Annotated in this window: 18 protein-coding genes; 8 read left to right on the top strand and 10 right to left on the bottom strand. The window is 60.6% G+C overall.

The window, feature by feature from the left end; all coding sequences use genetic code 11:
• Positions 1-45: 45 nt before the first annotated feature.
• Together nirD and nirB are read right to left on the bottom strand one after the other, a co-directional pair.
• Positions 46-372 (bottom strand): nitrite reductase small subunit NirD, encoded by a 327-nt coding sequence (nirD, locus tag ACJ8QF_RS21915; protein WP_049186471.1) that lies wholly within the window; start codon positions 370-372, stop codon positions 46-48.
• Positions 369-2,918, bottom strand: coding sequence for a nitrite reductase large subunit NirB (gene nirB / locus ACJ8QF_RS21910; protein WP_015379292.1), 2,550 nt, complete (start codon positions 2,916-2,918; stop codon positions 369-371). The genes nirD and nirB overlap by 4 nt, the downstream gene beginning before the upstream one ends.
• Before the next feature lie 303 nt (positions 2,919-3,221).
• Here nirB and ACJ8QF_RS21905 point away from each other — a divergent pair, with 303 nt between their 5' ends.
• The gene (locus ACJ8QF_RS21905) at positions 3,222-4,490 is read left to right on the top strand and encodes a cytosine deaminase (protein ID WP_442537875.1); all 1,269 of its coding nucleotides are present in this window, start codon (positions 3,222-3,224) and stop codon (positions 4,488-4,490) included.
• A gap of 54 nt (positions 4,491-4,544) precedes the next feature.
• On the opposite strand, the gene tsgA is transcribed toward ACJ8QF_RS21905, so the two are convergent.
• From tsgA to ACJ8QF_RS21885, 4 genes are all read right to left on the bottom strand, one after another.
• A complete protein-coding gene (tsgA, locus tag ACJ8QF_RS21900) occupies positions 4,545-5,729 on the bottom strand; it encodes an MFS transporter TsgA (protein ID WP_004930336.1) in 1,185 nt (394 codons plus the stop codon).
• 191 nt (positions 5,730-5,920) lie between these two features.
• Complete coding sequence (locus ACJ8QF_RS21895) at positions 5,921-6,901, bottom strand: LacI family DNA-binding transcriptional regulator (RefSeq protein WP_004930339.1); 981 nt, start codon at positions 6,899-6,901, stop codon at positions 5,921-5,923.
• A gap of 72 nt (positions 6,902-6,973) precedes the next feature.
• The gene (locus ACJ8QF_RS21890; protein WP_414946457.1) at positions 6,974-8,281 is read right to left on the bottom strand and encodes a 6-phospho-beta-glucosidase; all 1,308 of its coding nucleotides are present in this window, start codon (positions 8,279-8,281) and stop codon (positions 6,974-6,976) included.
• The gene (locus ACJ8QF_RS21885) at positions 8,278-8,616 is read right to left on the bottom strand and encodes a PTS lactose/cellobiose transporter subunit IIA (RefSeq protein WP_004930342.1); all 339 of its coding nucleotides are present in this window, start codon (positions 8,614-8,616) and stop codon (positions 8,278-8,280) included. Before ACJ8QF_RS21885 ends, ACJ8QF_RS21890 begins: the two co-directional genes overlap by 4 nt.
• Positions 8,617-8,969: 353 nt before the next feature.
• Between ACJ8QF_RS21885 and ppiA the strand changes: the two genes are divergently transcribed.
• The 3 genes from ppiA (at position 8,970) to btsR (ending at position 12,102) form a co-directional block, all read left to right on the top strand.
• Positions 8,970-9,536, top strand: coding sequence for a peptidylprolyl isomerase A (gene ppiA / locus ACJ8QF_RS21880; RefSeq protein WP_004930347.1), 567 nt, complete (start codon positions 8,970-8,972; stop codon positions 9,534-9,536).
• 155 nt (positions 9,537-9,691) lie between these two features.
• The gene (locus ACJ8QF_RS21875; RefSeq protein ID WP_044029984.1) at positions 9,692-11,377 is read left to right on the top strand and encodes a sensor histidine kinase; all 1,686 of its coding nucleotides are present in this window, start codon (positions 9,692-9,694) and stop codon (positions 11,375-11,377) included.
• A complete protein-coding gene (gene btsR, locus ACJ8QF_RS21870) occupies positions 11,377-12,102 on the top strand; it encodes a two-component system response regulator BtsR (RefSeq protein ID WP_442537855.1) in 726 nt (241 codons plus the stop codon). The genes ACJ8QF_RS21875 and btsR overlap by 1 nt, the downstream gene beginning before the upstream one ends.
• On the opposite strand, the gene ACJ8QF_RS21865 is transcribed toward btsR, so the two are convergent.
• Complete coding sequence (locus ACJ8QF_RS21865; RefSeq protein WP_015379287.1) at positions 12,103-12,381, bottom strand: type II toxin-antitoxin system RelE/ParE family toxin; 279 nt, start codon at positions 12,379-12,381, stop codon at positions 12,103-12,105. It lies immediately after the preceding gene.
• Positions 12,382-12,398: 17 nt separating this feature from the next.
• Positions 12,399-12,668, bottom strand: coding sequence for a hypothetical protein (locus tag ACJ8QF_RS21860; protein WP_004930356.1), 270 nt, complete (start codon positions 12,666-12,668; stop codon positions 12,399-12,401).
• 210 nt (positions 12,669-12,878) lie between these two features.
• Between ACJ8QF_RS21860 and ACJ8QF_RS21855 the strand changes: the two genes are divergently transcribed.
• The 3 genes from ACJ8QF_RS21855 (at position 12,879) to argD (ending at position 16,401) form a co-directional block, all read left to right on the top strand.
• Positions 12,879-14,405, top strand: coding sequence for a helicase HerA-like domain-containing protein (locus tag ACJ8QF_RS21855; protein WP_275095234.1), 1,527 nt, complete (start codon positions 12,879-12,881; stop codon positions 14,403-14,405).
• A 72-nt stretch (positions 14,406-14,477) separates the two neighbouring features.
• Positions 14,478-15,053: an aminodeoxychorismate synthase component II gene (locus ACJ8QF_RS21850; RefSeq protein ID WP_033631932.1), complete on the top strand. Its 576-nt coding sequence runs from the start codon at positions 14,478-14,480 to the stop codon at positions 15,051-15,053.
• Positions 15,054-15,183: 130 nt separating this feature from the next.
• Positions 15,184-16,401 carry a bifunctional acetylornithine/succinyldiaminopimelate transaminase gene (gene argD / locus ACJ8QF_RS21845; RefSeq protein ID WP_154871804.1) on the top strand — a complete coding sequence of 406 codons (1,218 nt, stop codon included), beginning with the start codon at positions 15,184-15,186 and terminating at the stop codon, positions 16,399-16,401.
• A gap of 40 nt (positions 16,402-16,441) precedes the next feature.
• Here the strand turns inward: argD and ACJ8QF_RS21840 are convergent, their stop codons facing one another.
• The gene (locus ACJ8QF_RS21840) at positions 16,442-18,520 is read right to left on the bottom strand and encodes a YccS/YhfK family putative transporter (RefSeq protein WP_044029976.1); all 2,079 of its coding nucleotides are present in this window, start codon (positions 18,518-18,520) and stop codon (positions 16,442-16,444) included.
• Positions 18,521-18,570: 50 nt separating this feature from the next.
• Entirely contained in the window at positions 18,571-19,203 is a 633-nt protein-coding gene (gene crp, locus ACJ8QF_RS21835) for a cAMP-activated global transcriptional regulator CRP (RefSeq protein WP_004090925.1), read from the bottom strand.
• 382 nt (positions 19,204-19,585) lie between these two features.
• Between crp and ACJ8QF_RS21830 the strand changes: the two genes are divergently transcribed.
• Positions 19,586-19,993 (top strand): OsmC family protein, encoded by a 408-nt coding sequence (locus ACJ8QF_RS21830; protein ID WP_004930372.1) that lies wholly within the window; start codon positions 19,586-19,588, stop codon positions 19,991-19,993.
• Positions 19,994-20,018: the final 25 nt, after the last annotated feature.

The raw sequence follows: 20,018 nt of genomic DNA, 5'->3' as shown, positions 1-20,018 counted from the left end.
TTCCTCGGGGTTATCGGCGTGGGGGCGGGATGCGCCCCCGAAAGGTTATGCCGCGACTTGCACGATGCCGTCGACCACCCGGCTGGTGAAGCTGGCGACGGAACGACTGTCATCTTCCAGACAGTGGCCGTCGTACAGGCGGAAATGCTGTTTCTTCAGCGGGCTGGCGACCCACAATTCGCCCTGATGTTCGGCGATGAGGCCGCGCGACAGCACGCTGGCCTGGGCGAACGGGTCGATATTGCTGATGGCGAACACCTGTTCGTCGGCATAGGGGCGGAACACCGCCACCTGCCGATCGCCGATCAGGGCGCACACGCCGGTGCCGGGCAGAATGTCGGTGACGGGACAAACGGTAATCCACTGGCTCATGCGTGACTCTCCTCGGTATCGATCAGGGTGACGGGAATGCGCTCGTCCGGGCGCGCCGGGCGGTGCTGGTCGCGTTCGGCCACCACCTGCACGTTCGGATCGCGCAGCGGGCTATTGATGAAGTGGGCGAAGCGCAGCTGCGTTTCCGGGTGCTCGACGGTCTCTTTCCATTCGCAGACCACCGCGTCGCGCAGGCGGGCGATCTCGGCTTCCAACTGCGCGTTGATGCCGAGCTTGTCGTCGACGATCACCTTGCGCAGGTAATCGATGCCGCCTTCCAGGCTTTCCAGCCACACCGAGGTGCGCTGCAGCTTATCGGCGGTGCGGATATAGAACATCATGAAGCGGTCGAGGTAGCGCACCAGCGTCTCGCGATCGAGGTCGGCGGCCAGCAGGTCGGCGTGGCGCGGTTTCATGCCGCCGTTGCCGCAAACGTACAGGTTCCAGCCGTTCTCGGTGGCGATGATGCCGACGTCCTTGCCCTGTGCTTCAGCGCATTCACGGGTGCAGCCCGAGACGCCGAACTTCATTTTGTGCGGGGTGCGGATGCCTTTGTAACGATGTTCCAGCGTGACGCCGAAGCCGACGCTGTCGCCGACGCCGTAGCGGCACCAGGTGCTGCCGACGCAGGTTTTCGCCATGCGCAGCGCCTTGGCGTATGCGTGGCCGGTTTCAAAGCCGGCGGCGAGCAGCTTGCTCCAGATGGCCGGCAGGTCGTCTTTCTGCGCGCCGAACATGCCGATGCGCTGCGAGCCGGTCATTTTGGTGTAGAGGTTGTACTCCTTGGCGATTTGGCCGATGGCCAGCAGGCCGTCCGGGGTGATTTCGCCGCCGGCGGAGCGCGGGATCACCGAGTAGGTGCCGTCTTTCTGGATATTGCCGAGGAAGTTGTCGTTGGTATCCTGCAGCGGCGTATGCTGCGGCTTGAGGATGTACTCGTTCCAGCAAGAAGCCAGCAACGAGCCGACGGTTGGCTTACAGACTTCGCAGCCGTAGCCTTTGCCGTATTTGGTCAGCAGCGCCTCGAACGACTTGATGCCTTCGACGCGGATCAGGTGGAACAGCTCCTGGCGCGAATAGGCGAAGTGTTCGCACAGGTGATGGTTGACCTCGATGCCTTGCTTGCTCAGCTCGGCGTTCAGCACCTGGGTGAGCAGCGGGATGCAGCCGCCGCAACCGGTGCCGGCTTTGGTTTCGGCCTTCAGCGCCGCCACGGTGTGGCAACCTTTGTTGACCGCCTGAATGATGTCGCCTTTGCTGACGTCGAAGCAGGAGCAGATCTGCGCGCTTTCCGGCAGCGAATCCACGCCGATGGCCGGTTTGCTGCCCGCATGGGCCGGCAGGATTAGGCCGTCCGGGTTCTCCGGCAGTTCGATGCCGTTCAGCGCCAGCTGCAGCAGGTTGCCGTAGTCGCTGGTGTCGCCCACCAGCACCGCGCCGAGCAGAGTTTTGTTGTCGGCGCTGACGATGAGGCGTTTGTAGACTTCTTTGCTTTCATCCAGATAGACGTAGCTGCGGGCGCCCTCGGTGCGGCCGTGGGCATCGCCGATGCCGCCGACGTCTACGCCCAGCAGCTTCAGCTTGGCGCTCATGTCGGCGCCCTGGAAGCCGTTTTCGCGGCCCAGCAGGTGATCGGCGGCCACCTGCGCCATTTTGTAACCCGGCGCCACCAGGCCGAAGGTGCGATCGCGCCAGGCGGCGCACTCCCCGATGGCGTACACGTCTGGATCCGACGTCTGGCAGCTGTCGTTGATGGCGATGCCGCCGCGGCGGCCAATCTCCAGCCCGCATTGACGTGCCAGCTTGTCCTGGGCGCGGATGCCGGTGGAGAACACGATGAAATCCACTTCCAGCAGGCTACCGTCGGCGAAATGCAGGGTTTTGCGCGCCGTGCCGCCGCCGTTGACGATCTCCTGGGTGTTTTTGCCGGTGTGTACCTTGACGCCCATGCGCTCGATCTTGCGGCGCAGCTGGTCACCGCCCATCGGGTCGAGCTGTTCGGCCATCAGCACCGGAGCGAACTCGATCACGTGCGTTTCCACCCCCAGGCTTTTCAGCGCGCCGGCGGCTTCCAGCCCCAGCAGCCCGCCGCCGACTACCGCGCCGCGCTTGCTGCGGCGCGCGCAGGCTTCGATGGCGTTCAGGTCTTCGATGGTGCGGTAAACGAAGCAGTCCTGGCTATCCGAGCCTTTAATCGGCGGGATCCACGGGTAAGAGCCGGTGGCCATGATCAGCTTGTCGTAATAAACGGTGCGGCCGGTGTTGGAGTGGATGACCTTCTCGTCGCGATTGATGGTGATAGCGCGCTCGCCGATCAGCACCTTCACGCCGTGTTTTTCGTAAAAGCCTTCGCGCACCAGCGACAGCTCTTCGGCGGTATGGTGCGAGAAGTAGGAGGAAAGGTGCACGCGATCGTAAGCGATGCGCGGCTCTTCGCAAAATACGGTGATGTCGAATTGGTCTTTGTCTGCTTTATCCAACAGATCTTCGATGAACCGGTGGCCGACCATGCCATTGCCGACGACGGCAAGTTTGACTCTGCTCATTATTGCCTCAAAATTCGGGTTTCCTAGGCTTACCTTATCTCTCCCGAGGGGCAATTTATTGATGCAAATCAATCACACCCTTATATACCTCTAACGTGGTATATAGATGATTTTTCACGATTTTTGATAAGTTGCGGATTTTATTCACCTTTAGCTGAAGCGAGTCAGTTTGCATGCAAATTACCCCGCAGGGGGTAGCCGCAGGAGGTAGGAGCGAAACGGTGACTTTGTCAGCGCGATCCGCTGCCAGTATGATGAAGAAAACCAGCGCAACGGCAGAGGTGAAGGGTGGCGAAACGTCCATTGAAGTTTATCGACAACCTGCGTTTAAGCGGGCATGAAGGATTGTGGCAACTGGCGATTGAGCAGGGGCGCATTGCGCATCTGGTGCCGCAGCCGGAAGGGCAGGAGTGGCGCAGCGACGTGCTGGATGCGCAGGGCGGGCTGGCGCTGCCGGCGTTCGTCGAACCGCATATTCACCTGGATACCACGCAAACCGCCGGCCAGCCGGCCTGGAACCAGTCCGGCACGCTGTTCGAAGGCATCGAGCGCTGGGCCGAACGCAAAGCGCTGTTGACCCATGAAGACGTCAAGCAGCGCGCCTGGCAAACCCTTAAGTGGCAGATTGCCAACGGCGTGCAGTATGTGCGCACCCACGTCGACGTTTCCGATCCCACGCTGACCGCGCTGCGCGCCATGCTGGAGGTGAAACAGGAGGTGGCGCCTTGGGTGACGCTGCAGATCGTCGCCTTCCCGCAGGAAGGGATCCTCTCTTATCCCAACGGCGAAGCGCTGCTTGAAGAGGCGCTGCGGCTGGGGGCCGACGTGGTGGGCGCCATTCCGCACTTCGAATTCACCCGCGAATACGGCGTGGAGTCGCTGCACAAGGCGTTCGCGCTGGCGCAAAAATACGATCGGCTGGTGGACGTGCACTGCGACGAGATAGACGACGAGCAATCGCGCTTCGTCGAAACCGTGGCGGCGCTGGCGCTGAAGCTGGAGATGGGGGCGAAAGTCACCGCCAGCCACACCACGGCGATGCACTCTTACAACGGCGCTTACGCCTCGCGGCTGTTCCGCCTGCTGAAAATGTCCGGCATCAACTTTGTCGCCAACCCGCTGGTGAACATTCACCTGCAGGGGCGTTTCGACAGCTATCCGAAACGGCGTGGCGTAACGCGGGTGAAGGAGATGCTGGAGGCAGAGATCAACGTCTGCTTCGGCCACGACGACGTGTTCGATCCCTGGTATCCGCTCGGCACCGCCAACATGCTGCAGGTGCTGCATATGGGGCTGCACGTGTGCCAGCTGATGGGCTATGGCCAAATCGACGACGGGCTGAAGCTGATCACCAGCCACAGTGCGCGCACCCTTAACCTCAGCGACTACGGCCTGGCGGCCGGCAACAGCGCCAACCTGGTGATCCTGCCGGCGGAAAGCGGCTTCGACGCGGTGCGCCGCCAGACGCCGGTGCGTTATTCGATTCGCCAGGGGGCGGTGATCGCCGAAACGCGGCCGGCGGAAACCACGCTGCATTTGCAGCAGGAGGAGACGGTGGATTTTCGGCGCTAAGGCGCAAAAAAAGGGCGCCTTGCGGGCGCCCTTGATGTATTTGATGCGAAGACGTTAGTGCGTCACATGACCGTGGCTGCGGTGCTTGGTCACGAAGCCCAGCAGCAGACACATCACGAACACCGCCAGGTACAGGCCGTTGGCGGTGGTCAGCGCCGCGTGCGCGCCGCCTTTCGCCACGATCGGGCCGGTGACCACGAAGGTCAGCATGGTGCCGATGGTGCCGCAGGTCAGGATAAAGTTGACCAGCTTCGGCGAGGAGACCTTGGTCTGCAGCGAGCCGAGGGTGATCAGCGTGGTGTAGATGGCGCTGGAAACGAAGCCCAGAGCCATGATGTAGTAGCCCAGGTGTTCCGGATTGTCGGTGCTGACGAACAGGTACATCGCGCCGGTAGCCAGCGCGGCCAGTACGGTAACGATGCGCTGCAGATCGAAGAAGCGCAGGATGAAGCTGAACACCCACATGCCGACCATGTAAGAGGTCCAGAAGTCGCTCACCAGCTTACCGGCCTGGCCGATGTCCATGTTGAACGACTTGGTGGCGTACTCAGGCACCCACTGAATGAAGCCCAGCTGGCCGAGGATGTAGCACAGCGCGGCGATCGACAGGAACAGCACGCCGATGCCCCATTTTTCTTTCTCGACCGGTTGACCGGCATCGGCGCCTTTCTTGCCCAGCACCGGGAATTCGGAGCACAGGGTCAGCACGAAGATCGCCACGTACAGCAGGCCGATGCAGGCATAAACCCAGTACCAGCCGATATGGCGAGCCAGCAGCATCGCGGCGACGATCGGGAAGATCATTCCGGCCATGCTGAAGAAGGAATCGGTGAACAACAGGCGCGAACCGCGCTGGCGGCCGGCATACATATGGGTGATCAGGAAGGTGCCGATCGACATGGTGATACCGCTAACCACGCCAAGGATAAACATGCACAGCGAGAACATGGTCAGGCTCTTGCCGAGCATCAGCCCTGCGACCGCCAGCACCATCAGGACAAAGCCGAAGATCAGCTGACGCTTCAGCGGGATGATTTCCATCAGCCAGGCATTGAGGAAGATCGAAATCAAAATACCGGCGTTGAGGAAAGTAAAGGTGTTACTCATGCTGGAAACCGGCAGATTAAAGTACTCTGCAATGTTTCCCATCACCATCCCTGTGACGATCACTAAAGCACCGGTCAGCGCGTACGAAAAGAAGCTGATCCAGGTAAGCCGTATGCGGTTACTGTCATTCATTGTATAGGCCTGAATATGTCTGTTAGAGGTTTTAACGCTGGCATAAGGCCGCTGGCTTTTCCTGGCAAACGCAGAAAAAAGTCCCGATCAGGCCACCAGGGGGCGGATCCTAGCACAGACAACGGGATTTTTTGTGATGGTTGTCGATTTTTTGATGCAACCTATGAAGGGAGGGTACGCATTATTGTGATCTATTTGCGTACCGTCACAATGGAATCACGGTTGACGATCGTCGGCTCAAATTGGTGCGCCGGGGTGGTGGGGTCGATCAGCCTGCGCGCCGCGTATTGGGCCATCTCGCTGATGGGAAAATGTACGCTGCTCAACGCCGGGCGGACGAAGGGCGCGCGTTCGCCGCTGTCGTAACAGATCAAGGAGATATCCTGCGGCACCCGCAGGCGGTGCTCGTTGATCGCCAGCAGCGCGCCGATCGCCATCTCTTCGTTGCAGCAGTAGATGGCGCTGGGTCGTGCGGCTTGCTGCAGCAGGCGATCGGCGCAGCGGTAACCGCTTTCCAGATCGTAAACGCCCTCCAGACAGGCCACCGGCTCGATATTCGCCGCCTGCATCGCCTCTTCAAACCCTTGCAACCGCAGGCGGCTCGACGGGCGCTCGCGCGGCCCGCTGATGCAGGCGATGCGCCGGTGCCCGGCATCGAGCAGTTGCTGGGTCGCCATGCGGCTGGCGAGCGGATGATCGAAGGTGACGCAGCGGTCTTCCAGCCCTGGCACCAGACGATCGAGCAACACGAAATGACGTTGCTCCGCCGCCAGCTGGCGCAGCCGATCGTCGCTGAGAAAACGCACGTGCAGGATCACGCCGTCGCAGCGCAGGCTGAACAGCCGCTGCACCGCCTGCCATTCGTTTTCGGCGCTGTTGCGGCCCTGGGTCACCAGCAGCTGCTTGCCGTGGGATTCGGCCTCGGTTTGCACGAAGTCCATCAGCGCGCCGAAGAAGCCGCCGCGATATGACGTGGTCACCAGCCCGAGGGTATTGCTGTGGCTGGAGGCGAGCGCGCGGGCCGCCGGATTGGGGGTGTAACCGAGCTGGGCGACGGCGCGTTCAACCTTCTCGCGGGTCGGCGCCTTGACGTTGCTGTCGCCGTTCACTACCCGCGATACGGTGGCGCGCGATACGCCCGCCAGCGCCGCGACATCTTCCAGTGTCACCATCGTCCAACTCCTGATTACGGCTAAAAAAATGGGTTCGGCGCGCCGAACCCCTGTCATACCGCGCGCAGGCGCTTACCTGAACTGCGGCAAATACGGCGCGTTTATCGTCAACACCTCGTCCAGCAACGGCTGCGCCAGATTGGCGTTGCCCACCAGCGGGTTGGCGATCAGTGCCAGCAAGCCGCTGCGGCGATCGCCGTGCACCGCGGCCTCGATGGTCAGGCGTTCGTAGGCTTTCACCTGCTGCGTCAGCGCCTGCATCGGTTCCGACAGCGGGCCGAAAGTCAGCGGATGCGCGCCCTGAGCATCGACGATACAGTTGATTTCTATCACAGCATCGTCCGGCAGGCCATGGATTGCGCCGCGGTTTGCGGTGTTGACCACTAATTGCGTGCCGAGATTATTATGGATAGCACGGATCAGCTCCAGCGCAACTTCGGAATAGAAAGAACCGCCGCGGAAGCTGAGCTGCTCCGGCTTACTGTTCAACTGCGGATCGGCATACAGCTCGAACAGCTCTTTCTCCACCTGCATCACCTGCTCGGCGCGGGTGCCGCGCTCGCCGGCGGCGGCCATCTCTTCTGCCAGCATCTCACGGGTCTGGTAAAAATAGCGGTGGTACGGGCAGGGGATCGCGCCGAGCGCGCGCAGGAAGTCCGGCTGCCAGGGCTCTTCCTTGATGTTGTTCATGGTCAGCGCCGCGCCGTCGCACAGCATGTCGATCACCTTGGCGGTGACGTCGCGCCCCTGCTGCGTGACCTGATGCACCCAGACCATGTGGTTCAGGCCAGCGAACCGCAGCTGCACGTCGGCGTAAGGCGCCTGCAGCATGTTGGCGATCATGTGATGCATGCTGATCGGCACGTTGCACAGGCCGATGATCTTCGCTTTGGTAAAGCGAGACACCGCCTCGGTGACGATACCGGCCGGGTTGGTGAAGTTGATGATCCAGGCGTCCGGCGCCAGCTTTTCCACCCGACGGGCGATATCCAGCATCACCGGAATGGTGCGCAGCGCCTTGGCGAAACCGCCGACGCCGGTGGTTTCCTGGCCGAGCAGCTGATATTTCAGGCCCAGCCGTTCGTCGGCGGCGCGCGCCGGCAGTTGCCCGACACGGAACTGGGTCAGCACGAAAGCGGCGCCGCGAATCGCTTCGTCCAGCGTGAAGTGCACGCTGACCTTCACCTGTTCCAGCCCATGGCGCGCCAGCATGCGGCGCGTCAGGGCGGCGATGGTTTCCACTTTTTGGCGGCCTGGCTCGACGTCCACCAGCGCCAGTTCGGTGACCGGCAGCTCCTCGATGCGCTGGATCAGCCCATCGACCAGCTCGGGAGTGTAGCTGCTGCCGCCGCCGATCACGGCGATTTTGAGCGTGCTCATGGGCGGCCCTCCGTCAGCGACTGACGGCGATAGAGCTCGATCATGTCGTCGGCCAGATCCTGGATCACCATGGCGTTCATCAGATGATCCTGCGCATGCACGGTGATCAGATTGATCGCCAGCTTGCCGCAGCCTTCGTCCAGGCCGATCAGCTCGGTCTGGATCAGGTGCGCTTTCTTCACCCACTCTTTGGATTCGGCCATGTGTTTGGCCGCGGCGGCGAAGTCGCCGGCGCGCGCTTGTCGCAACGCCATCAACGCATTGCTGCGCGCGCTGCCGGAGAACACCAGCAGTTCCATGATGGTGCTTTCAAACTCGGGGCTGACTTCAGTCATCAATTCACTCACGTCATTTCTCCAGGGGTTGCGCGGCGATGCCGCCGTGGGATGCTTCAATATCCGTTCTTTTTATAATGAGAGCGCTCTCATTTATATAGAGTAACGACAATGCGTGTGCAAACTGGGAGGCAGATCGCAAAAACCGCCCCAGGGCGGCACGGGGCAAAAAATGCGTGATGCGGTTGGCAAAAAAGCCTTCTGCGCCCATACTTTCCGCAGCAAAATTCAGGGCCGCCTAGGATATGTCCCGTAATTGGGTAAATATAGGTAAATGGCTGGCACTTGCCGATACAGCTCTTTAGAATCAAAGCGCTTTTCCGTTGTTTGTCTCTCAGAGAAAGGACCCGTTAATGTTCAAACGTACTTTAGTGACCTTCGTCGCGCTGTGTTCCCTGTCCGCAGTGGCACCCGCACTCGCCGCCGGTGAGACCCATGTCATGCTGACGACCTCGGCGGGGAATATCGAATTGGCGCTCGACAGCCAGAAGGCACCGGTTTCCACCCAGAACTTCGTCGATTACGTGAACAGCGGGTACTACAACAACACCATTTTCCACCGCGTGATCCCGGGCTTCATGATCCAGGGCGGCGGTTTCACCGCTGACATGCAGCAAAAATCCACCAAGGCGCCGATCAAGAACGAAGCCGACAACGGCCTGCGCAACCTGCGCGGCACCATCTCGATGGCGCGCACCGCCGACAAGGACAGCGCCACCAGCCAGTTCTTCCTGAACGTGGCGGATAACGCCTTCCTGGATCACGGCCAGCGCGACTTCGGCTACGCGGTGTTCGGCAAAGTGGTGAAAGGCATGGACGTGGTGGACAAGATCGCTCAGGTGCCGACCGGCAACGTCGGCCCTTACCAGAATGTGCCGACCAAGCCGGTGGTGATTCTGTCGGCCAAGGTGCTGCCGTAAATTTTTTGGCCGATCCCGCCGGGGTCGGCCGTCCTTCCTCCCGAAGCCTTGCCTTCATCACTGTTTTCTTCCGCGCCCCATGCTCTAATCGGCAGACAATAACCAGACCGGAAATCCGGCGTTCGCCCTTTGTTGTCTCTGGATGAGTTGCTGCCATGTATGAATTTAACCAGGTGCTGTTGCTGTTGCAGCAGATGTGCGTCTATCTCGTTATCGCCTATCTGCTGAGCAAAACCCCGCTGTTCATTCCGCTGATGCAGGTGACCATTCGCTTGCCGCACAAGCTGCTGTGCTACGTGATCTTCTCGGTGTTCTGCATCATGGGCACCTACTTCGGGCTGCATATTCAGGATTCGATCGCCAACACCCGTGCGATAGGCGCGGTTCTGGGCGGGCTGCTGGGTGGGCCGTCGGTGGGCTTTCTGGTCGGGCTGACCGGCGGCTTGCACCGGTATACGCTCGGCGGCATGACCGATGTGGCCTGCGCGATCTCCACGGTGTCCGAAGGGCTGGTCGGCGGTATCGTACACAGCATCGCCATGCGCCGGGGGCGCATCGAGCTGCTGTTCAATCCGCTGTTCGTCGGCGGCGTGGCGCTGGTGGCGGAAGTGCTGCAGATGGCGATCATTCTGGCGGTGGCGCGCCCTTATAACGAGGCGTTGCAGCTGGTGGAACACATCGCGCTGCCGATGATGATCGCCAATACCGTCGGCGCGGCGATGTTTATGCAAATCCTGCTGGACAGGCGTGCGATGTTCGAGAAATACACCAGCGCTTTCTCTTCCAAGGCGCTGAAAATCGCCGAGCGCACCGAGGGTATTCTGCGGCAGGGGTTCGATCAGGAAAACAGCATGAAGGTCGCCCGGGTGATTTATCAGGAGCTGGGCATCGGCGCGGTGGCGATCACCGATCGCGACAAGCTGCTGGCGTTCATCGGCATTGGCGACGATCACCACCTGCCGGGCACGCCGATCGCCTCGGTGCATTCGCATCGCGCCATCGACAACAACGAGGTGGTCTATGCCGACGGCAATCAGCTCTCTTACTGCTGCTCGATCAATCCGGCCTGCAAACTGGGATCGACGCTGGTGATCCCGCTGCGCGGCGAAAACCAGCGGGTCATCGGTACCATCAAGCTGTATGAACCGAAAAGCCAGCTGTTCAGCACCATCAACCGCACGCTGGGCGAAGGCATCGCCAGCCTGCTGTCGGCGCAGATCATGGCCGGGCAGTACGAGCGCCACAAACAGCTGCTGGCGCAGTCGGAGATCAAGCTGCTGCATGCGCAGGTCAACCCGCATTTCCTGTTTAATGCGCTGAATACCCTGGTGGCGGTGATCCGTCGCGACGGCGAGCGCGCCTGCGAGCTGGTGCAGTCCCTCTCGACGTTCTTTCGCAAAAACCTCAAACGCTCGGATGACGAAGTCAGCCTGGCGGACGAAATTGAACATGTGAACGCCTACCTGCAGATAGAGAAAGCGCGCTTCGCCGATCGGCTGGAGATTGCGGTATCGCTGCCCGAGGCGCTGCTGGCGGCGCGGCTGCCGGCGTTTTCGCTGCAGCCGATCGTCGAGAATGCCATCAAGCACGGCACCTCGCATCTGTTGGGCGTGGGCCGCATCGAAATCGGCGCCTGCTGCGAAGGCGAGCATCTGCTGCTGCAGGTGACGGACAACGCCGGGCTGTTCCAGCCGAAACCGAACTGCAGCGGGCTGGGTATGAATCTGGTGGATAAACGCATTCGCGTGCGCTACGGCGAAGGCTATGGCGTGCAGGTGGATTGCCGACCGGATGCCTACACCCGCATTACGCTTAATGTCCCTATGGAGAGGGCAGCCTGATGTTAAACGCACTGATTGTTGACGATGAACCTTCCGCGCGCGACAACCTGCGCCACCTGCTGGAAGCTGAAGCGGGGATCTCGATTATCGGCGAGTGCGCCAACGCCATCGAAGCCATCAGCCAGATCCATCGGCTGCAGCCGGACGTGGTGTTTCTCGATATCCAGATGCCACGCATCAGCGGGCTGGAAATGGTCGGCATGCTGGATCCCAACCGTATGCCGCACATCGTGTTTCTGACTGCCTACGACGAATACGCGGTGCAGGCATTTGAGGAGCACGCCTTCGATTATCTGCTGAAGCCGGCGGAGCCGAAGCGGTTGAGCAAAACGCTGCAACGCCTGCGGCAGCGCAGTGCGCCGCAAGACGTGACGGCGCTGGATGAGAGCGGCGGCTACCTGAAATACATTCCCTGCACCGGCCACAGCCGCATCTATCTGCTGCGGTTCGATGAAGTGCTGGCGATCCGTTCCAAGCTGAGCGGGGTATTCGTGGTGCGCAGCGACGGCATGGAGTGTTTCACCGAATTGACGCTGCGCACGCTGGAAAGCCGTACGCCGCTGGTGCGCTGCCATCGGCAGTATCTGGTCAACCTGGAGCAGGTGCGCGAGATCCGCTTCGAAGAGGGCGGTGCGGCAGAGATGATCATGTCCGCCGGCGATCCGGTGCCGGTCAGCCGGCGCTATTTGAAAGCGCTGAAGGAGCAACTGGGGCTGCGGGGGTGACTATGCCGGCGGCCACCGGCGGCGAGTATGCACGATGGCCAATATGATGACGCGTTGAGCCGCCAATTCATAGACCAACAGATAGGACGGGGAGATGACCAGCTCGCGCGTGCCGGCTATCCGACCCGTTTTCCCGCTGGTGGGATGATGCACGAGGCGTGCCGCCGCGTCAGCGATTTTTGCATCATTTTCTGCGGCGGCGGCCGGATTTTTAAGTTCCAACCATTCATAAATCGCCAGACGATCGGCGATGGCGGGTACCGTCCATGTCAGTTTCACAAAAGTCCTTTTGTGTTTTATTGCGTTGATTTAGCTCTACGTTCGGCGAAATAAGCAGCCACCTCTTCATCGTCGGCGAACTTGCCTTCACGCAACGCCTTGCGGCTCACCTCGACCTTTTCCTTTAACCACTGGTCGTACTCTTCCTGCTGCGCCTGGCGGCTGACAAACTCGCGCATGAAATCGCGCAGCAGTTGCGAAGCCGTGCGATCGGCGGCCTTTGCCGCGCTGGCGAAAGCGGTTTTTAACTCGTCATCCACGCGGATTACCACGGTAGATTCAGACATGGTATTTACCTCGTATATACAGCGTAATGCTCACTATAACACTGGTGCTTTATTGTTCAAGCAAAGACGCTCTGACGCTAAGCGCAATCTGAATTCATCAGGCCCCGACGGCGCCCTTTTTGTTTGTCCTTGACGGGGTTACGCGGCGCTTATAGCTTTATTGCATCAACAGGCGCGTTTCGCGCCGCGTCAGCGTCAAAGGAACAGAAAATGAGTGAACCACGGATTATCGCCAAAGCGATGAAAAACGGAAAACCGGAACAGGATCTGGTGATTTTGCCGGCGTTGGCCAACCGCCACGGCTTGATCACCGGGGCAACCGGCACCGGCAAGACGGTGACGCTGCAGAAAATGGCCGAACAGTTCTCACGCATCGGCGTGCCGGTGTTCCTGTCGGATGTGAAGGGCGATCTGTCCGGCATCGGCGCCGAGGGCGTACCTTCCGAAAAGCTGCAGGCGCGCCTGGCGGCGATTGGCGTCACCGACTGGCAGCCGCAGGCCTGTACCATTATCCCGTGGGATATTTACGGCGAAAAGGGGCATCCGATCCGCGCCACCATTTCCGATCTCGGGCCGCTGCTGCTGGGGCGCCTGTTGGATCTGAACGAGGTGCAAAGCGGCGTGCTGCAGCTGGTGTTCAAAATCGCCGATGACAATGCGCTGCTGCTGCTGGACATGAAAGACCTGCGCGCCATGGTGCAGTTCGTCGGCGACAACGCCAAACAATTCCAAACCCAGTACGGCAATATCTCTGCCGCCTCTATCGGCGCCATTCAGCGCGGGTTGTTGACGCTGGAGGAGCAGGGGGCCAACCAGTTCTTCGGCGAGCCGATGCTGGACATCAACGATCTGATGAAAACCGACGCCAACGGCCACGGCGTGATCAATCTGCTGGCGGCGGACAAGCTGATCAATCAGCCGAAGCTGTATTCGGTGTTCCTGCTGTGGCTGCTGGCCGAGCTGTTTGAGCACCTGCCGGAAGTGGGCGACCCTGAACAGCCGAAGCTGGTGTTCTTCTTCGATGAAGCGCACCTGCTGTTCAACGATGCACCGGCGGCGCTGCTGACCAAGATTGAACAGGTGGTGCGTCTGATCCGCTCCAAAGGCGTCGGCATTTACTTCGTCACGCAGAACCCGCTGGACATCCCGGACAGCGTGCTGGGCCAGTTGGGCAACCGCGTGCAGCATGCGCTGCGCGCCTTTACCCCGCGCGATCAGAAGGCGGTGAAGACGGCGGCGCAAACCCTGCGCGCCAACCCGGCCTTCGATGCCGAAACGGCGATCACCGAGCTGGGCGTGGGCGAAGCGCTGGTGTCGTTCCTCGACGAGAAGGGCCGGCCGAACGTGGTGGAGCGGGCGATGGTCATCGCGCCGGAATCCAAAATGGGCATGCTTGGCGCGGAAGGGCTGAACAGCGCGATCAACAAGTCGCCGCTGTATGGCCGCTATGAAGACATGATTGACCGCGAGTCCGCCTACGAGAAGCTGTCGTCGGGTGGTTTCGCCACCATCGGCACCCCGCAGCAGGGGCAACAACCGCAGACGCAACAGCAACAACAGCAGGCGGGCGGCGGCCTGATGGATGGTTTGAACGAGCTGTTGTTCGGTTCCACCGGCCCGCGCGGCGGCAAACGCGACGGCATCGTCCAGACCGCCGCCAAGAGCATGGCGCGCGATCTCGGCCGCCAGATCCTGCGCGGCGTGCTGGGCTCGATCACCGGCGGCCGTAAAAAGTAAGCGGAAATTATCGTCGGCAGCGGCGGGTTAAATCAGTAAACTATGGCGGCGTTTTTCTCTGCCGGACCTGACATGCTGCTGCTGATCGATAACTACGACTCCTTTACCTATAACCTTTACCAGTACTTCTGCGAGTTGGGCGCCGAGGTGGTGGTGAAGCGCAACGATGAGCTGCAGCTGGCCGATATCGAGCGGCTGGCGCCGCAGCATCTGGTGATTTCCCCCGGCCCCTGCACCCCGAACGAAGCGGGTATCTCGCTGGCCGCCATTCGTCATTTCGCCGGCAAACTGCCGATCCTTGGCGTGTGCCTGGGGCACCAGGCGCTGGGGCAGGCGTTCGGCGCCGAGGTGGTGCGTGCCCGCGCGGTGATGCACGGCAAAACGTCGGCCATTCGCCATCTGGGCGTCGGCGTGTTTCGCGGCCTGAACGATCCGCTGACCGTGACCCGCTATCACTCGCTGGTGCTGAAAGCCGATACGCTGCCGGACTGCTTTGAAGTGACCGCCTGGAGCGAACGCGACGGCGTGCGCGACGAGATCATGGGCATCCGCCACCGCGCTTTGGCGTTGGAAGGCGTGCAGTTCCATCCGGAAAGCGTGCTCAGCGAGCAGGGCCATCAGCTGCTGGATAATTTCCTCAACCGTTAATCCTGATGCGTTTTTTCGCTCGTCAGGCGTTTTGCGTTTGCGCTTGATTGGTTTTTTATGCATATTTCGTGATTATGTTTTCAATCTAACATTACGATAGCGCTGAAAAACCTTCAGGGTGGAGCCGAAAATGACTGAAAAATCCGCAGTGAGCCGCAGCACCTTTGACCAGGTGATCCTGCCTGTTTATGCACCGGCCCAGTTTGTGCCGGTGCGCGGCCAAGGCAGCCGGGTCTGGGATCAGCAGGGAAAAGAGTACATCGATTTTTCCGGCGGCATCGCGGTAACGGCGCTGGGGCACTGCCATCCGGCGCTGGTCGAGGCGCTCAAACGTCAGGGTGAGACTCTGTGGCATACCAGCAACGTCTTTACCAATGAACCGGCGCTGCGCCTGGCGAGCAAACTGATCGACGCCACCTTCGCCGATCGGGTGTTCTTCGCCAACTCCGGCGCAGAGGCCAACGAAGCGGCGTTCAAACTGGCGCGTCATTACGCCATCACCCGCCACAGCCCCTATAAAACCAAAATCATCGCTTTCTATAACGCGTTCCACGGCCGCACGCTGTTCACCGTGTCGGTGGGCGGGCAGGCCAAATACTCCGACGGGTTCGGGCCAAAGCCGGCCGACATCGTGCACGTGCCGTTCAACGATCTGGCGGCGGTGAAAGCGGTGATGGACGACCACACCTGCGCGGTGGTGATGGAGCCGATTCAGGGCGAGGGCGGCATTACGCCGGTCGACGCCGGCTTCCTCAAAGGCGTGCGCGAGCTGTGCGACCAACATCAGGCGCTGCTGGTGTTCGACGAAGTGCAAAGCGGCATGGGGCGCAGCGGCAAGCTGTTCGCCTATATGCATTATGGCGTGACGCCGGACATTCTCACCACCGCCAAGGCGCTGGGCGGCGGCTTCCCGGTCAGCGCCATGCTGACCACCGAAGAGATTGCGTCGGTGATGCAGGTGGGCACCCACGGCACCACCTACGGCGGCAACCCGCTGGCCTGCGCGGTGGCGGAGGCGGCGTTGGACGTGATCAATACGCCGGAAGTGCTGAGCGGCATCGAACAGCGCCACGCGCTGTATGTGCAGGCTTTGCAGGATATCGGCGATAAATACGGTATTTTCACCGCCATTCGCGGCATGGGGTTACTGATCGGCGCCGAGCTGACGCCACATTATCACGGCAGAGCGCGCGATTTCCTCACCGCTGCCGCCGCGCGTGGGCTGATGATCCTCAATGCCGGGCCGAACGTGATCCGTTTCGCGCCGTCGCTGGTGGTGGAGCTGCAGGACATCGAGGCCGGCATGGCGCTGTTCGAGCTGGCGGTGCAGGATGTGATCAACGCCTGAAGCCCGTGCGGCGAATAACGGGGCGCGGCATGCCGCGCCCTTATTGATCGCGCAGTTTGCGCTTGAGCCAGATGCCGTGGTGCGGGCGCTGGCGCCAGGCCAGCGACGAAATGGTATGCATCACGTTCAGGTGCGACAAAATGCGCCGCAAATGACGTTCCATCTCGGTGACGGGCATGTCCGGATGCAGATCCGGCGGCTGCATGATGCCGCTGTTGTCACTGCTCGGGCCATCGTATTCCAACCGCTGCTGGCAGCTTTGCAGCGCAATTTCACAGGTTTGCAGATAGGCTTCCGCCAGTTTCGGCGTCAGCATGTAGTGCTCGCGCGCCAAAATGGTCATGGCGTTCAGGTGTTCGACGATGAACTGGCTGTGAGTGACCCACAGCCGCATGTCCGCCAGATAATTCGACGCGAACCCCGGCTCCTGCATCGCCTGATTGAGCGAGGTGAACAGCGCGTTGTGCGCCTGGTTGACCTGCATGCGGGTATAGGCCAATGCGGTGGCGTCCGGTTCCGGTTGCTTCAGCATCAGCCGCAGCGCGGCTTGATCGTTCTCCAGCGCCTGATGGGCATTCTTGCGCAGCAGCCCGCTTTGCCACTGCGGCCACAGCCAAATGGTGCCGCCGAACGCCAGCACGCAGCCTATCAGCGTATCGATCAGACGCGGTACCAGAAAATGCGAGCCGTTCAGTGCCAGCAGCTGCAGGGTGTAAACCGCCGTGACCGTAAAGCCAATCACCGACAGCCCGTAGTTCTTGCGCGAAACCAGGTAGGCCAGCAGCGTGATCACCAGCATGATGCTCAGCGTTTCTCCTTCCGGCAGCTGCAGCTGCAACAGCCCGGCCGCCAGCAATAGCCCGGCAATCGTGCCCAGCGCACGGTGCTGAATACGCACCCGGGTGGCGTTATACCCGTTTTGGCTCACCAGCATGATGGTGAGCAGGATCCAGTAAGGTTTCGGCAGGTTGAAGACCGCACCCAGGCTGCTGCCGACCGCCAGCGTCACCCCCAGCCGCGCGGCGTTGCGCAGGGCGGTGGATTTGAACGACAGGTAGCTGGCCAGCGCCGGCCAAAACGGCAGGCGGTGCTGGCCGGGCATCAGGTCGCGGCGGTACAGCGGATGCTGGGTGCGCAGCAGGCGGGCGATGCGGCTGAAGTGGTAATAACAAAACTGGCCGACCGGGTTATCGGGATGCTGCGCCGCCATTTTTTCCAGCGCCGCCAGTTCGTGGCTCATGGAGAAGCGCTTCGAATGTTGATGGTAGAGAATATCGTGCGCCACCACGCGCAGCCGGCCGGCGATCACCTGAGCGTTGCGGCGAATGATCGCTTCGGCCTGGCTCTGCTCCACCAGTTTTTGCACTTCCTCCGGCAGATGCAGGCTGACGGTGATGTGCTCCTGCAGATCCATCGCCACCTGAAAGGCGCGCTGCAGGCGCTTTTGTTCGAGGTTGTTGGCGTGCGGCAGGAAATTGAGCTGTTGGTATAAAAGGCTGATCAGATCCATCACCTTTTGTTGGCGTACCAGCAGCGGCGGCAGCGCGGTTTGCGGATCGGTGTGCTGGGTCAGCAACGAGTATTTGGCTTCGAAATAGTCCGCCAGCTCCAGATAGAGCTGGCTGAGCGTCTCGCGCATTGGCTGTTCTTTCCACAGCTTGAACCAGAACCAGGTGAATAAGCCGTACCAGACGGTGCCGATCGCGTACAGCAGCGGCGCCTGCCAGAGAGGGACCGTGCCGGCCGTACTGAGGGCGAAAATGGCGGCCACCAGCGCCGCCGGCAACAGCCGGGCGTGCAGCGGGCTGATTTCGCCGGTGACGCCGAGCAGCAGCGCCAGGCCCAGCATCAGCGCCGGCAGCGGCACGTGCCACAGCAGGGCCTGTTGCAGCAGCACGCTGCTGAAGGCGAACAGCGAGCCGCCGACGATCAGCCGTTTAAAGAAGCGCTTATGCGGCGTGTCCAGACCGGCGATATTGCAGCAGGCGGGCACCAGAGAGAACATCAGGCCGAGCTGCAGCTGGCCTATCAACAAGCCGAACAGCACCGGCAGGCACAACACCAGCGTTTGTCGCAGTGCGTAGTTGATTTCCGGGTGGTAGATCAGGCGGCGCCACATGGCAGAGAGCAGATAAAAAAACGGCGCAGACTGCGCCGTTTCTTCGGGGATTAACGGGTGCCGTAGACGACGATGGTTTTGCCGTGGGCGGAAATCAGGTTTTGATCTTCCAGCATTTTCAGAATACGGCCAACGGTTTCACGCGAGCAGCCGACGATCTGGCCGATCTCCTGACGGGTGATCTTGATCTGCATGCCGTCCGGGTGAGTCATGGCGTCAGGTTGCTTCGCCAGATTCAGCAGGGTTTGCGCGATGCGGCCGGTCACGTCCAGGAAGGCGAGGTTGCCCACTTTTTCGGAGGTGACCTGCAGGCGGCTCGCCATTTGGGCGGACAGACGCATCAGGATGTCCGGGTTCACCTGGATCAGCTGGCGGAATTTCTTGTAGGAAATTTCGGCCACTTCACAGGCGGTTTTCGCGCGAACCCAGGCGCTGCGCTCCTGGCCTTCTTCGAACAATCCGAGCTCGCCGATGAAATCCCCCTGGTTGAGGTAGGACAGGATCATCTCTTTACCTTCTTCATCCTTGATCAGCACCGCGACGGAGCCTTTCACGATGTAGTAAAGCGTTTCGGCCTTTTCACCTTGGTGAATCAGCGTACTCTTCGATGGATATTTGTGGATATGGCAATGAGACAGGAACCATTCGAGAGTAGGGTCTGTTTGCGGTTTGCCGAGAACCATTCGCTGTTATCCTCTGTTGTTATCGCTGCCTTGTGTCACAGGGGTCAGAGTTCCCTGTAAAACCCGCCTGTAGCCGCAGTTATGAGCGAGGGCTACCGGCAAGTTTTGAGGCGTGTCATAAAAATACGCTGTCGCTCTAGCATATTAACTTGCCGTAAGCGCTGCAAGCTACATTCTGTTAACATACCGGTAAAGGAGCCTTTCTCTGGGCGTTTCCCTGAAATTCAGTGTCCCGGAAAGATTTATTGCGGCTCTGTTTGTAGCACAGAGTAAGGCGGGTGTCTCGTGTTGTCTCGCTTCAGCATGATTAGCATCAGGTTACGTTGCCTGTTTCTATGCGAAAGCGTACTCTGATTTTAAGAAATCAACCGGAGTGACCAGAATGCAGGCAAGAGTTAAGTGGGTGGAAGGGTTAACGTTTTTGGGTGAATCGGCCTCCGGCCACCAGGTGCTGATGGACGGCAATGCCGGTGATAAAGCGCCCAGCCCGATGGAGATGGTGCTGATGTCGGTGGGCGGCTGCAGCGCGATCGACGTGGTATCCATCCTGCAAAAGGGGCGCAACGACGTGCGCGACTGCGAGGTGAAGCTGACCTCCGAGCGCCGCGAAGAAGCCCCGCGGTTGTTCACCCATATCAACCTGCACTTCATCGTGACCGGCCAGGATCTGACCGACAAGATCGTCGAACGTGCGGTGAACCTGTCGGCGGAGAAATACTGCTCGGTGGCGCTGATGCTCAACAAGGCCGCCACGGTAACCCACAGCTTCGAGATCCGCCAACCGGCGTAATCGAGGCGGAGCGCGGCCGGCGCCG

The organism is Serratia sp. CY81684, assembly GCF_052166595.1.
GTDB classification, from domain to species: Bacteria; Pseudomonadota; Gammaproteobacteria; order Enterobacterales; family Enterobacteriaceae; genus Serratia; species Serratia nematodiphila.
The sequence above is the reverse complement of the archived record's forward strand: the minus strand, read 5'-3'. Positions and strand labels throughout refer to the sequence as shown.